The organism is Xanthomonas sp. WHRI 8393 (assembly GCF_040203315.1).
In the GTDB taxonomy this organism is placed as follows: Bacteria; Pseudomonadota; Gammaproteobacteria; order Xanthomonadales; family Xanthomonadaceae; genus Xanthomonas; species Xanthomonas arboricola.
This window is the reverse complement of the sequence record NZ_JBEGGL010000003.1, coordinates 395851-410227: the sequence shown is the minus strand read 5'-3', so window position 1 is coordinate 410227 and position 14377 is coordinate 395851. Positions and strand designations below refer to the sequence as shown.

Annotated in this window: 9 protein-coding genes; 4 read left to right on the top strand and 5 right to left on the bottom strand. The window is 65.3% G+C overall.

Features of this window, described 5'->3' with window-relative positions; translation table 11 throughout:
• Positions 1 to 121: 121 nt before the first annotated feature.
• Positions 122 to 886 (bottom strand): LuxR family transcriptional regulator, encoded by a 765-nt coding sequence (locus ABQ137_RS12175; RefSeq protein WP_016904441.1) that lies wholly within the window; start codon positions 884 to 886, stop codon positions 122 to 124.
• A 195-nt stretch (positions 887 to 1081) separates the two neighbouring features.
• Here ABQ137_RS12175 and ABQ137_RS12170 point away from each other — a divergent pair, with 195 nt between their 5' ends.
• The 4 genes from ABQ137_RS12170 to ABQ137_RS12155 all read left to right on the top strand — a co-directional run bounded on the left by ABQ137_RS12170 (position 1082) and on the right by ABQ137_RS12155 (position 6202).
• Entirely contained in the window at positions 1082 to 2467 is a 1386-nt protein-coding gene (locus ABQ137_RS12170; protein WP_184518353.1) for an APC family permease, read from the top strand.
• Positions 2468 to 2917: 450 nt separating this feature from the next.
• Positions 2918 to 4315, top strand: coding sequence for a trypsin-like serine peptidase (locus ABQ137_RS12165; protein WP_065032591.1), 1398 nt, complete (start codon positions 2918 to 2920; stop codon positions 4313 to 4315).
• 227 nt (positions 4316 to 4542) lie between these two features.
• Complete coding sequence (locus ABQ137_RS12160; protein WP_104594501.1) at positions 4543 to 4947, top strand: hypothetical protein; 405 nt, start codon at positions 4543 to 4545, stop codon at positions 4945 to 4947.
• Between the two features lie 247 nt (positions 4948 to 5194).
• Positions 5195 to 6202 carry an MBL fold metallo-hydrolase gene (locus ABQ137_RS12155; protein ID WP_184518347.1) on the top strand — a complete coding sequence of 336 codons (1008 nt, stop codon included), beginning with the start codon at positions 5195 to 5197 and terminating at the stop codon, positions 6200 to 6202.
• 467 nt (positions 6203 to 6669) lie between these two features.
• On the opposite strand, the gene ABQ137_RS12150 is transcribed toward ABQ137_RS12155, so the two are convergent.
• The 4 genes from ABQ137_RS12150 to ABQ137_RS12135 all read right to left on the bottom strand — a co-directional run bounded on the left by ABQ137_RS12150 (position 6670) and on the right by ABQ137_RS12135 (position 13770).
• A complete protein-coding gene (locus ABQ137_RS12150; RefSeq protein WP_349782644.1) occupies positions 6670 to 8187 on the bottom strand; it encodes a tryptophan halogenase family protein in 1518 nt (505 codons plus the stop codon).
• Positions 8188 to 8362: 175 nt separating this feature from the next.
• Complete coding sequence (locus ABQ137_RS12145) at positions 8363 to 9400, bottom strand: cupin-like domain-containing protein (protein WP_349782642.1); 1038 nt, start codon at positions 9398 to 9400, stop codon at positions 8363 to 8365.
• Between the two features lie 4 nt (positions 9401 to 9404).
• The gene (locus tag ABQ137_RS12140; RefSeq protein ID WP_046346016.1) at positions 9405 to 10166 is read right to left on the bottom strand and encodes a SapC family protein; all 762 of its coding nucleotides are present in this window, start codon (positions 10164 to 10166) and stop codon (positions 9405 to 9407) included.
• A 445-nt stretch (positions 10167 to 10611) separates the two neighbouring features.
• Positions 10612 to 13770 carry a TonB-dependent receptor gene (locus tag ABQ137_RS12135; RefSeq protein ID WP_024938719.1) on the bottom strand — a complete coding sequence of 1053 codons (3159 nt, stop codon included), beginning with the start codon at positions 13768 to 13770 and terminating at the stop codon, positions 10612 to 10614.
• Between the last annotated feature and the right edge of the window lie 607 nt (positions 13771 to 14377).

Below are 14377 nucleotides of genomic sequence, written 5' to 3'. Positions count from 1 at the left end.
CATCATCGGTCGCCAGGACGGGCACCAACCCGTGCAGCGATTGCACCTGCCGATCACAAACTTCCACCACAGGGAAATCGCCTATCGCGGCTTGCCGTCGCAGTCGCTGAACACGCCGCGCTTACGGCTCCAGCAATCGATAGTGCATGCCGCGCACGACGGCCTCGACGCGATTGCGCGCGCCCAGCTTGCGCGCTGCCGAGTTCAGATGCAGGTTCACCGTGGCGGTGGAACGGTTGAGCGCAGCGGCGATGCTCTTGGCTGTCAGCCCTTTTGCCGAATACTGCAGGCATTCGCGCTCGCGGCGGGTCAGCGCGATGTGGTGGCAGCGGCGTTCCTGCGGATCGAGCAGTTCCTGCGCGCGTGCCTGGAAGGTATGCGCCAGCAGCAGGAATGGCGACAGCTGCGCTTCGGCCAGCCGTGGCGCCTCGGCCGCGACCGCATCGACCGCAGCGCTGAATGTCGCGAACGCGCCACCCGGCAGGTGCAGGGGCACGGTGACACCGGTTCCCATACCGCTATCGCACAGATAACGCGTGACCTGCCGATGCTGGCTGCCGACGTATTCCACGCCCTCCATCTCGCCGTCGCTGCGGTAGGACCACACAAATGGCGTGGTGCGGCGCGTCGCACGCTGCTGCACCGGGTCATGCTGGTAATAGCCGTGCTCGCACCAGATGTGCTGCATGTCGCCCGGCGCATTGCGCTGCATGAACACCGACGGGGTGATCAATGCCCCTTCCAGACTCAGCGGGACCGGCGCGTAGTCGTAGACCAGGGACTGGAAGCCCAGCCCGCAGACGTCGGAAAACACCCGGTCCAGGCAGGCATTGAGCGTGTGCAGCGCCTGCAGGTCGCGGCCCAGGCTGGCCAGAGTGTCGAACATGTGGGGTCCTTCGGTGTCGACGTACGCCGCTGGATGACATCCGGCATGGAAAACCTAGCATTTTTACCAATGGATGGGCTTGGCGGCCACATTATCGTCACAATGCCAGTCAGCTGGCTGCACTGCAGCATCGACGTGCAGACGCTCCCACGGCGCCTGCGTCGCGACCCGGCATCCCTTTCAGCGGACACCTGCATGACCGACACCCCCCGCCGCAACGATGCGGCCGCGCTGGAACGCTTTGGCTACACCCAGGAGCTCAAGCGGCAGCTGACGCTCAAGGACCTGCTGATCTACGGGCTGGTATTCATGGTGCCGACCGCGCCGTTCTCCATTTTCGGCGGCGTGTTCGACATCAGCGCCGGGATGGTGCCGCTGACCTATCTGCTCGGCTTCGTGGCGATGCTGTTCACCGCGTTGAGCTACCAGCAGATGTCGCAGGCGTTTCCGGTCGCCGGCTCGGTGTATGCGTATGTGGGACGCGGCCTGAGCAGCGGCATGGGCTTTCTGGCCGGCTGGGCGATCCTGCTGGATTATCTGCTGGTGCCCACCCTGCTCTACGTGGTCGGCGCCAACGCCATGCACAACGTATTGCCGGCGCTGCCGCAGCCGGCGTGGATCGCCTTCTTCGTGGTGTTCAACACGCTGGTCAACCTGCGCGGCATTGAAACCACCGCGCGTGCCAATCGCTTCTTCCTCTACGCGCAGCTGGTGGTGCTGGCGGTGTTCGTGGTGCTGGCCAGCCTGGCGATCCAGCGTGGCGTCAATGGTGCGCACTGGAACCTGCGTCCGTTCTACAACCCGCAGGCCTTTTCGCCGCAGCTGATCTTCAGCGCCTTGTCGGTGGCGGTGGTGTCGTTCCTGGGCTTCGATGCGATCTCCACGCTGTCCGAAGAAGCCCGTGGCGGCAATCGCGTGGTCGGGCGCGCGACCCTGCTGGCGCTGTTGCTGGTGGCGGGCTTGTTCGTGCTGCAGACCTGGCTGGCCGCGCTGCTGCAGCCCACCCTGCAACGCTATCCCGACGCGCAGGCCTCCAACGATGCGTTCTTCGAGATCGGGCGCCTGATCGCCGGGCCGTGGTTGCAGATCGTCATTGCACTCACGGTCGCGATCAGTGCGGCGATCGCCAACGCGTTGGTGGCGCAGGCCGCCACCTCGCGCCTGTTGTTCGCCATGGCGCGCGACCGCCAGCTGCCGGCCTTTCTGCGCTACATCCATCCACGCACCGGCGTGCCGCAGCGCGCCATCCTGCTGGTGGCAGGCCTGAGCATGGTGCTGGGCGAAGTCTTCGTCGGACAGATCGCGCTGCTGTCCTCGTTGTGCAATGTCGGCGCACTGACCGCCTTCATCCTGTTGCACGTGGCGGTGCTGTGGCATTTCCGCGGACAGGGCCGCCGCGTGCTGTTGCATGTCGCCACGCCGTTGATCGGCATCGTGATCCTGGCCTATGTGCTGATCAATGCTGACCGGCATGCGCAACTCGGCGGCACGGCCTGGATGGTGGTCGGGCTTGCAGTGTTGGCGTTTTTGAAAGCCAGCGGTCGCTCGACCGACTTCCGCGCCAGCGACGCGTTGGAGTAATACGTCGCGAGCCGATATGCAGCCTTGCTGCTGGCTGCCGGCGTGCGGCGACATGCCTGCTTGCAGGAACGTTGAGCGCACCTTGTTAAAGCCCGCCAAGGTTATGCGCGCTCGCCATCCCGCATGCAGCGTAGCTACCTGCATCGCCTGACAGCTTGATCAAGGCGGCGCTGCCGGTGCGCTGCGCGACCGCAGTTGCCGCAGGTAGAGCGGCGTACGTGTTGCAGATATGCGGCGCCATGCGCATGCGCAAGGCCACTGGCAGGCGCGCACACGTCAACTGCTGCGTGCAAAACACGATTATCTTTTTATCGACCGCCAATCTCTGAACGAGATTTTCAGCACATATTCAGCTTTAAACATTCGCTAGTCTCGTTCGGCGCCAACGATGGCGCCCGCACGCTGTGGCCCCCGCTGCAGCCTGTCGTTCCCTGATGAGAAGGACTACCCATGAATCGCAAAAATGCCTTGTACCTGGCGCTGTTTTCCGCCGTTTCCGGCGCTGCACTGGCAACGCCGCCGACCGAAATGGATGCGGCACCGGTGAGTACCGCGCCGCAGGCGGCCAAGCTCGGCGCAGCGACGTTGCAGTCGGCAAGTCTGCGTGGCGGCATCCTGCCCACGCGTGTGGTGCAACTCACTGCGCCCACCAGCACCGAGATCGGTCGCGTGCGTGAGCGTCGCATCGCACAGGTCAAACATGGGCAGCCCTTGCAGATCGGGTTTTCGCGCGCGGTTGCCAAGCCTTTGGTGAATCTGGCCACGCTTGATTGGCAGATGGCCAAAGACGGCTCACGCGTGGCGACCTTGAAGGTCGGCTCCGCGCAGGCGGCCTCGCTGCGTGCATCGCTGATCCTGCGTGGTGCCGGCGCCACGCCGGGCGATCCGTCCAAGGTGACGCTGCGCTTTGCCGGCGACGATGGCCGGGTGTTCGAGCAATCCGGTGCCAGCTTCTCCGCCAGCGGCGACGCCATCGGCTGGTCGCCGACCGTCAGCGGCGAGAATCTGTTGGTGGAGCTGTCGCTGCCGGCCGGCCAGTATCCGGAGAACTTCAGCTTGAGCATCCCGCAGCTGTCGCACCTGGACATCAGCCCCACCGCCAGCGCGCGCGACATGATGACCATCGCCATCGGCGAGAGCGACTCCTGCCAGAACGATATCGTCTGCCGCGCCAATCCCACCGCCGGCTTCACCAATGCCGCAAAGGCGGTGGCGCGCATGGTGTTCACCACCAGCCAGGGCTCGTTCCTGTGCACCGGCACGCTGCTCAACAACACCAACTCGCCCAAGCGCAACCTGTTCTGGACTGCAGCGCATTGCATCAGTACGCAGACGGTCGCCAACACACTGCAGACCTACTGGTTCTACGACGCGGCCACCTGCAACGGCAATACCGCCAGCTCGCAGGCCACCACCTTGACCGGCGGTGCATTCCTGCGCCACGCCAACACCACGCGCGATACCGCGTTGCTGGAACTGAAGACCGCACCGCCAAGCGGCGCGTTCTATGCGGCATGGAACAGCGCGGCGATCGGCGCGACCGGCACCTCGATCGTCGGCATCCACCACCCGTCCGGTGACGTCAAGAAGTATTCGCTGGGCACCGTCAATGGGCTGAGCACCAGCATCGACGGCAAGAGCCCGCTGTACCGTGTGGTCTGGAACGATGGCGTCACCGAGGGCGGCTCGTCCGGCTCGGGCCTGTTCACCGTCGCCAGCGGTGGCGCCTACCAGCTGCGCGGCGGCTTGTACGGCGGCTACTCGTTCTGCACCGCGCAGACCGATCCGGATTACTACTCGCGCTTCTCGGACGTGTATTCCAGCATTTCCACCTACTTCGGCCCGTAAGCGGGCGATGTGCGTGGCAGGCGGGTAGCGCCTGCCACGTGCGACTGCGCCTGGCCTGTGCAGAGTGTGGTCGATTGCTTGATGTGCTGTGTGGATCGATCTGTACGGGTTGATGTTTTGTGCGCTGACCTTTGGACCCCATCGGTCACGCGCGTCAGTCGTGATGCACTTCATCTGCAGTGCCCGGATGATGCAGACTTGGCAGCTCGTCCTTCACCTGGATCGGCATGCCCGTTCAACGCACTCCTTGTGTCATCGCCGTAGCTGCACTCCTGGCCTTGTCGCTACAGGTCACCGCCCATGCAGCCGGCAAACCCGCCAATCGCGACGACGTCAAGGCCTACGCGCTGCAGCTGTGCCTGGACAACAACTATGAGCGTAGCGGCAAATACACGTCAGACCAGCTGCGCGATCGCTCGTATCTGCTGACGACCTATGCGCTCGACAATGCCAAGACCGGTGCCACCGACCGCCTGCATCGTTTCGTGGCCGAGCAGACGGCAGACTTCCATCACGCCGAAGTGCCGATGAAGGACGAAGCCCGCCGCGGCCCGTTCAACAGGATCTTCGCGCAATGCATGGCGTTTTATCGTTCGCCTGCGTTGAACGCGTTCATCGCACGGGAACTCTGAAGGCAATCGATGCAAGCCCACCGTTGGAAGGCAACGGATGGATCCGCGTAGCCGATTCGGGGCGGGCCATCGGACCGAGCAGTGCACGCACCGCGTGCATCGCAGGTGCAGCTCTCCTGCATCGGGCGCGGGCATGCCAGTGCCGAGGTTTACGTGAGCCATTCGCAAACCTGGCAGCCCCACGCTAGTCTGAGTCAGTGCCACGCCCCCCTGGCACATCCTCTCCCCCGCTTCGACAGGAGCCGTCATGTCCGCCTCTTCGCCACGCTCTTCCCGTCGCCAGGTGCTGCGCATCGCGCTGGCAGTGGCCACGCTGAGCGTGACGAGCCAGCTCGGTGCCGCACTACGGCGCGCACCGAAGGAAGACCCTGCGCCGTCAGACCCGGCGTCACCGGCGCCCTTCCCGGCCAAGGGCAGCGTGCTGGTGCTGCTCGGCACCAAGGGCGGCCCCACGCCATCACCGCTGCGCGCCGCGGCCGCCAACGCGCTGGTCATCGACGGGCAGCCCTACCTGATCGACTGCGGCAATGGCGTTGCACAGCAACTGGCCAAGGCCGGCATCCGCCTGCCTGCGCTGCGCGACATCTTTCTGACCCATCACCACTCCGACCACAACGCCGACCTGCTCAACGTGGTCTGGCTGGCGTGGGCCAGCGGACTGCAGACGCCGGTGCATTTGTACGGCCCGCCCGGTATCGCCAGGATGGTGGATGCCTTTGTCGAGATGAATGCCATCGACATCGATGCGCGCATCCGCGAAGAAGGCCGCCCGCCGTTCAAGCAGCTGATCCATGTGCACGAGTTTGACCAGCCCGGCACGGTGCTGCAGAACGACCAGGTCACCGTCACCGCGACGCTGGTGGATCACTACACGCTCAAGCCGGCGTTCGCCTACCGTTTCGCCGCGCGCGACCGCACGGTGGTGTTCTCCGGCGACACGCGCTACCTGCCTGCACTGGCCGAATTCGCAAAGGACACCGACATCCTGGTGCACGAGGTGATGTACCTGCCCGCGCTGGAAAAGATGCTCAAGACCAACGACAACGCACCGACCTTGCTCGACCATCTGCTCAAGAGCCATTCCACCAGCGAGGAAGTCGGCAGGATCGCTTCAGCGGCCAACGCAAGGATGCTGGTGCTCAATCACTTTGTGCCTGGCGGCGACCCCACGATCACCGATGCGATGTGGAGCGAGGGCGCGCGCAAGCACTATGCCGGGCCGATTGTGGTCGGCAAGGATCTGATGCGCTTGTAGCGAAGCAGTTGGGCACTGTAGCGATGGATCCGGCTGCGCACTGTCATCAGCGCATTCGACCCGTATCCGGCGGTGATATCGCCAATCGCTATCAAGCGGCACGCAATCACCAGACATCGTGCAGAGCGGGCACGACACAGCAGGCGACACTGGATCTGTGGTCTCGTGTGCCCAAGAGCGGCTAACACGTAGCAAGCAGTCGCCAGGTGGACGTGGACGGCGCGCTCGGAACCGGGGTGGAAGGGCGCGACGAGCGTTTCCGGTGACGCTCAATCGAATCGCGCGCAAGCGCGCTCCTACATTGGTCTGGCACGCGCCGACTGCCCGTACCGGCCTGCCTTGCCGACTGTGCGGAGCATGCCGTCCGTGTCGCGTTGCCGAGCCGCGCCAGGACGTGCTGGCGCCGTGCCGGTTTTGGGCAGCGGCTGCGCCTGCCTGCCGGCGGCGCCCCAGCCTTGCCAGCCGCTCTACGTCAGCACCGGACTGCGCAGGCCCCACACGCCCGCACCTGCCTTGCAATACGCGTCGATAAACGCCTGCTGCGACGGCATCTGCTCCACCGCGTGCCGGATCGGCTGGGCGATGCCGTCCAGCAGGCGACGCAGGTCGCGATCGGACAGCGCACGCGCCAGTGGGTGATGCTGCTCGGGCAGGATGCCCTGCCCTATCAGCACATGGGTCCAGGAGTCGACGCGGAACAGTTCATCGGCCGCTTGCCAGGCGTGTGCGCGTTCGCGCCAGGCGCGCAGGCGCAGCGCCAGCGATTCGGGCAGCTCCATCGCGCGGCATTGCCGCCATAGCGGTTCCTCGCGCTGGGTGGCGTGGTAATGCAGGATGATGAAGTCGCGCACATGTTCCATTTCGGCGCGGCTGATGTCGTTGAACAGCTCCACCTGCGAGGGCGCAATGCCATCGGCCGGGAACAAGCTGATCAGGCGCACCACGGCGGCGATGGTGAGATGGATGCTGGTAGATTCCAGCGGCTCGATAAAGCCGCTGGCCAGGCCCAGCGACACCACGTTTTTGTTCCAGGCCTTGAGGCGGCGGCCGGTGCGGAACGGCACCAGCCAGGGGTCTTTCAGCGCAGGCGCGGCCACATCGCGTAGCAACTTGGCATGCGCCTCGTCGTCGGACAGGTGTTTGCTGGAAAAGACCAGACCATTCCCGACGCGATGCTGCAGCGGGATATGCCAGCGCCATCCGGCTTCGTGCGCGATGGCGCGGGTGTACGGCACCGGCGGGCCAAGCGCGTCGGTCTGCACCGCAACGGCGCGATCGCACGGCAACCAATGGCTCCAGTCTTCGTAACCGGTGTGCAACGCCTGCTCGATCAGCAGGCCGCGAAAACCGCTGCAATCGATGAACAGGTCGCCCTCGAGCACCTGCCCGTCTTCCAGCAGCAGGCTGGCGACATCGCCACTGTCCGGCTGCAATGTCACCTGCTGGATCCTGCCCTCGATACGCCTGACGCCACAGGCTTCGCTGCGCGTGCGCAGGAACCTGGCATACAGCGCGGCATCCAGGTGATAGGCATAGTTGACCACAGGCTCGCGCAGCAAGGCGAAACGGTCGACGCGCGAAGCCACGGTTTCCAGGCAGTAATCGCCAAAGCTGCCCGGCATGCCGCGGCGCTGGCTCTCCAGCCACAGATGGTGGAAGGCGCACACCAGCGTGCTTTGCCCGGTGATGCCGAACGGATGGATATAGCGCTCGCCCTGGCGGCGCCAATGCTCGAAGGAGATCGACAACTTGAAGGTGCCGGCCACCGCGCGCAGGAACTCCTGCTCGTCGATCTGCAGAAAGCGATGGAAGCTGCGGATCGGCGGCACGGTGGATTCGCCCACACCCACGGTACCGATCTGCTCGGACTCGACCAGGGTGATCTCCAGCAGCTCGCGAAATTGATGCGACAGTGCGCAGGCGGCGATCCAGCCAGCGGTGCCGCCGCCGGCGATGACGATCTTGCGAATCGGGGCCTGGCTCACTGCGCGCTCCTGGGTGATGGATCCGGGGTGAGGTCTTGATCGATCGTCTGGACAACGCGGGTGGCCCGCAGGGAGCGGAACGCGCGCGTGGCGCCTGCCAATGCCGCACATCGGCCCTGCCCACCCGGCAGCTGCGCAGTTGTCCGGCCAGTGGCCTTGGAGCCGATCGCGCGCATCAGCGGTTGAGCCTGCCGAGCAACAGCGCGCGCAGCTGTCGCGCCAGCGTGGGGTCGATCGGGCCCAGCGCATGCCGTGCCTGCTCGGGCAGGTGCTCGCCCGCGCGCTCGGCAGGGCCGAACACGTAGTAGTCGAACAGGGCGCGCCAGGCCTCCTTCTCCGCTGCCGGGCGGTCGCGGATGGCCCACAGCGCGTGATACAGCGCGGGCATCGGCGACGGCAGATGCGCGGGCACACTGCTCCACCAGTAGTTGACCAGCACGTTGAATGGCTGCAGCGATTGCACGTGATGCCACCACATGCCGGGAATGAACACTGCATCGCCCGGCTCCAGCACAACGGTGCGCGCCTGCGCCAGCGCCTGGGCAAAGCGTGGATACCGCAGCAGATCCGGATTGGCGATATCCACCATGCTCACGACCTGCCCGCCCGGCGTGGGATCCAGCGGGCCGGGATACAGGTTGGCCACCTGCTCGGGCGGAAACAGCGTGAAGCGACGTTGCCCCACCGCGCAGCAGGCCAGGTTGTTGGGCGCATCGTAATGGCAGGAAGCAATGACGCGATTACCGATCCAGATACTCGGCTGCACCGCGATGCCGCTGGCGGCGAAATCCAGATCATTGCCTGCGCGCAAGCCCGGGAGATTATCGTCAATAGGCAACGACGCCAGATAATAGGTAGGCGGCTGCGGGTCGTCGCGATGCGTCACGATCGCCTCCAGCAAGCTGCTCAGGCTACCGCGCTGCACCTCGAAATTCAGCGCACTGCAATCGTCGGTATAGAACGGCCGGCCGGCGATCTCCGGGCCGCCGCGGGAATACTGCAGGGGGCGTCCACTATCGTGCGCGCGCAGCAGCGCCATCGCCTCCTCGGGGCTGCGCAGCCCGGCCTGCACCAGCGACCAGTCGCGTGCGACGCCACGCAGCACCACCGGCTCGGCGGCATCGCACAGCGCGGCAAGCGGCAGTGCGTCGGGGTGGCAATCGCTGCGCTCGGCGACGGCCGCGAGTGAGGAGAAGGCTGCGCCGGTCGTCATGCGCTCAGGCGAACGCAGCAGTCGCAGACGCAGTGTGCGCCTGCTGCAGGCGGCGCTGCTTCTCGGCCATCAGCCGACGCACGTTGTGCAGCGAGGCCAGCATCAGGAACGCAGCCTCCAGATAGCCGGCCCGATGCAGTTGCTGCAACGAGGACGCATCGAGTGCGGCAAGCCGCTCGCGGTCGATGGCGAACAGGCCTTCCAGCTTGGTGGCGTGGGTGGCATCCAGCGTGACATCCAGCTGCACCGGCTGGATCAGCCCCAACGCATCCAGTGCGGCCGCCATCGCCTGGCCGGCATCCACACCGTCGCGGATGCCGCGCAATACACCGATGATGTGCTCCAGGTACGGGCTATGGCCGCCCTGCGGAAGAAAGACCGCCTCGCCTTCGTGACGGCTGATGCGCGGGTGCTCCAGATCGACGTGGATCACCGGCTCCTGCACCAAGGCGCCCTCGATGCGCTGCTCCTGGAAGCCGATCAGAAACGGGCCCTTGGCGACGATGCCGGGCAGATAGCTGGCAGTCCAACGGCCGTCCTGCAGAAACAGATTCTCGTCCTGTGCAAAGCCCAGCAGCGCCACCGACTGGTAGCCGCCGGTGGCTGGATCCTTGCGAAAGAACAGCGGGTACTCGCGCTGCAGCTCGGCGTATTCGGTGACGAATGCCGGCACCAGGCCGAGCGCATCGCCGAACTCGGCACCGAAGCGCAGCACGACGCGTAGATCGTGATGCGCCACATTGTTGAGCACTGCGTATCGCGTCATCTGAAACTCCAACGGTGCTCCGCCACGGAGTACCGCATTGCGTGGAATGCGTCGATCGCGCGGCCAGGTACCGCACTTGCTGGTGGCGAGCATTGCCAAAAAGCGGCAGACCGGCAAGCGGCACAGCAGCATCGGGACCAGGCCTGCAGCAACCTACATCGCCGGGGTGACCCGGCGGCGGCCGTGTGTGGGTGCAAGCAAGCGCCGCGTGTGCCGGCGACACCAAGGGATGCGCGGCGGCATCCAGCTCGCGCCTGCGGTTGCGGCCGCCGGACCGGTGCCACGCAGGCTGACGACTCGATGCGGCCACGTGGCGCAGCCAGCGAACGCTCGCCGGCCGCCTTCGAAAAAGCGCGCGACTGGCCCGCACCAGCCCGCACGTCGGCATCGGCCCCACCAGGCACCGGCTGCGCTCACCGGGAGGGAAGTGAGCGCAGCCGGTGGGTCAGAACGCGTAACGCACACCCAGCGTGTAGCGTGGCTGCTGGTCGATCAGGCGGATGATCTGCTTGTCCGAGCGCCCATGCCAACGCACGTCTTCGCCGGTGAGGTTGATCGCCTCAAAGCCCACGGAAAGTTGCTTGCTGAAGCTGTAGCTGACGCTGAGGTCCCACTGCTGATACGCCTCGACGTAGTACGGATTGCGGTTGGCATTGTCCTGGTTGGCGGCGATCAGATACTCGTCGCGCCAGTTCCAGGCCAGGCGCGCGCTCCAGCCGTATTTTTCGTACATCAGCATCACGTTGGCGGTGTCGCTGAGGCCAAGCAGCGCGAACTGGTCGCGATCGATCACCGTGTTGTCGAAGCCCACATCGCCTTCGACGATGGTGTAGTTGGCGTAGATGCCGAAGCCGGTGCTGTCGAAGAAGTACTGCCCGCCCAATTCCCAGCCGTGGATGTTGGCCTTGTTCTGGTTGACCGGGCGCGACACGTCGAACTGATACAGCGGATCGGAGGCATTGCCGACGATGTCGTAGGCGTTCTCCAGTGCCAGGCTCTGCGCCGAGCTGCCGTTGTAGGCGGCCAGCCCGCCGGTGGCAGCGGCATTGCGCAGCAGCGCCATCGCCGCAAACAGTGAGGTGTCGTTGGCCGAGCACGCCGCCGCGACGTCGTTGCCGGAGGCGCCCACCTGCGCCGCACAGGCGCCGCTCTGCAGGAACGCCAGCGCGGCCTGCGCGTCAGGACCGGAGGTGGGATCGCTCAGCCCGTACAGGGATTCGCGCGAGACCGTGTTGCCGATGAAGTTGCTGACGCGCTTGTTCCAGAACGTGGCCGACACGTAGCTGGCATCGGCGAAGTACCACTCCAGCGCCAGATCGAGGTTGTCCGATTCCAGCGGGTCCAGTTGCGGGTTCTGCGAGCTGCCGCCGGCGCGGTTGGAGGGGTTGATCAGGATCGAGCCATTGGGCGTATTCGGCGTCGGGCCGGCGATCAGGTTGTTGTAGGGCGCGCGTGCGATGGTCTGGCCGAACGAGGCGCGCCCCTTCAGCTGATCGGAGATGTCGATGCTGAAGTCCAGATTGGGCAGGATGTAGTTGTAGCTGGTCTTCTCGCTGAAGGGCTGCTGCTCGGTGGAGCGCAACAGCTGGAAGTCGTTGTTGGCTTGCCACAACAACGCCGTGGGCGTGGCCACCTGCGAGGTGGATTCCACATCGGTGCGCTCGTAGCGCAAGCCCAGCCGCGTATTGGTGGTCATGCCGGAGATGTCGCCCTTCAGTTCCAGCTGCACGTAGGCGGCACGGGTCTTCTCTTCCACCTGGTTGTCGGCGCTGTATTGGGGGTTGTAGCGGGTGGTGGCGCCGTACTGGCTGCCACCCCACAGCGCCAGCTGATCGGCATCGCCGCGCCATGCATTGGGCGCGGCGCCATTGGCGTTGAAGTCCTTGAACATGCCGGTGATGCTCACCGGCCGCAGCAGCGCCTGCATGCCGGGCTCGTTGCCGGCGTTGGCCACGCCCCAGTCACCCAGCGTGGAATTGGTGTCGCTGGTAAGCCGGTTCATGGTGGTATTGGCGGTACTCACGCCGAACTGGAAGCGCCCGTCCTCGAAATCGAAGGTGCCGTCCATGCGGCCTTCCTTGATCTCGGTGACCTGCGATTGATAGAAGATGCGCAGGACCTGCGAGCCAAGCTCGGCGGGGGTGAAGTCCGGGTTGAGCACGCCGTTGGTGCCAGCCAGGGAATCGGCCGCGGTGGGATACCAGGTGCGTGCGCCGATCGGCAGGCCATTGTTGAAGCGCAGCTCCTGCCCCCATTGACCGCCGCAGGACGGGCCGTTGCTGCAGTTGTTGGTGCCGGCGAAACTGAAGTACGTGGCGCTGCCGCCGGTGACCGGGTCGTTGGGCAGGCTCTTGGTCTTGGAGTTGTGCGCATCGAAGGACAGCTGGAAGCGGTCGCTCACCTGCCAGTCGGCATTGAAGCCGAGCGAGCCGAGCGTGTACTTCTGCTCGTTGCGCTGCTGCTCCATGCCGAAGTCCTTGGCGCCGTTGGGCACGTCGCGCAGATACACCGGGGTGGCCACCGCCTGGCCGGTGTCGAAGGTCAGATCGGTGAAGCTGTTGGCGCGCTGCAGCCAGATGCCCTGCTCGCCGCGCTCTTCGCGGATTTCGTTGGACGAATAGGTGTAGTCCAGGGTCAGGGTCAGGCTGTCGCTGGGCGCGAACTGCATCACCGCCTGGCCATTGGTGCGCTCGCGCTGGAAGTCGGCAAAGGCATAGCGCAGATCGTTGGGCATGCCGTATAGCTGACCGATCGCCGGTGCGTTGGTCACCACCGCATCCGGGCGCAGGGCCGGGTCGGTGCCGGTCCAGCGCTGGATGTTCCAGGTGTTTTCGGTGGCCTGCACCGAGCCGCCGTGGCGCTTCTGGTAACTACCGCTCAGGCCGATGCCGAAGGTCTTGTCGGGATTGGTATAGCTGAAGATGCCGGAGACTTCAGGAGTGAGCGAATCGCCGAACGGCTGCGAACGATCCGACACCATCTTGGCGCCGGCATTGGCCACCACGCCTTCGTGATTGAACGGCTTGTCGGTCTGGATGTTGATGGTGGCGCCGATGCCGCCGCTGGGCGCGGTGGCACGGCTGGTCTTGAACACCTCGATGCCGGTGATGGCTTCGGAGGCGAGCTGGGCGAAGTTGAACGCGCGCGTGCCCACATCCACACCACCGATCGGAGTCTGGCCCGGCGCACCGAACGCATCGGCACCGGGAATCAGGCGGCCGTTGAGGGTGACGGTATTGAACTGCGGGCCGAAGCCGCGCGCGGTGACCTGCGCGCCTTCGCCATCGCGGCGCTCGATCGAGATACCGGTGATGCGTTGCAGCGACTCGGCCAGATTGGTATCGGGAAATTTGCCGATGTCTTCGGCGCTGATCGCATCCACCACGCCGGCAGCATCGCGCTTGATGCCCATCGACTGATCCAGGCTGCTGCGGATGCCGGTGACATTGACCGCATCCAGGGTGGTGGCGGTTTGGGCGCCGGACTGCGGTGGCGGCACCTGCTGCGCGGCAACGTCCTGCGCAAAGGCGGGGTTGATCACCAGGATGCCACCGACGAAGGTAAACATGGCCTTCGACTTGAACTTGCTCAACGTACGACGCATCGATCTATCCTCGGGTCTGGAGTCCAACACCCACGGCCGTGGTCGCGGAATGCGACGCGGCGCTTGCCTGACCACGCGCCTGGACGGCACGCGACATACATCCCTGCACAGCACTTGCTCTGATCCGCCGCCTCGACTGCCGGCGCATCCCCCCTGATGCAAGCCATGTGCGTGCCACGTCCTCACGGACGCGCCGTGCACCTGGCGCTCTACCGCACCTGCGACTGCCTTCCCAACCAGTACGCTTGCACCACGTGTCTCGCCCTGCGCCTCTGCATGCAACCGCGTACCAGCGGGCAATGCAGGACTGATAGCGCTAACACGGGACGCAGCCTAGTCACGCGTGGCGGGGCTTGTCACCGTGCGTTGCAGCAAACACACCAAGCCACATGCAGGCACAAAACACCGCGTGCGCTTGAGTCCGTAGCGCGAAAGTAGGCGCAGCGTGGCTGTAAGCGTTACCAGCCAGTGGTGGCGATAACTACGCCGCAACGGCGCAGTTGCATGCCGTCGCCTGGCCGCAGCAACACCATACGAAGCAGTTGCGCAAAGCAGCGCGAGAATCGCAGCGCGGCCGCCTTCAACGGCGATGTACTGAGGCGCACAC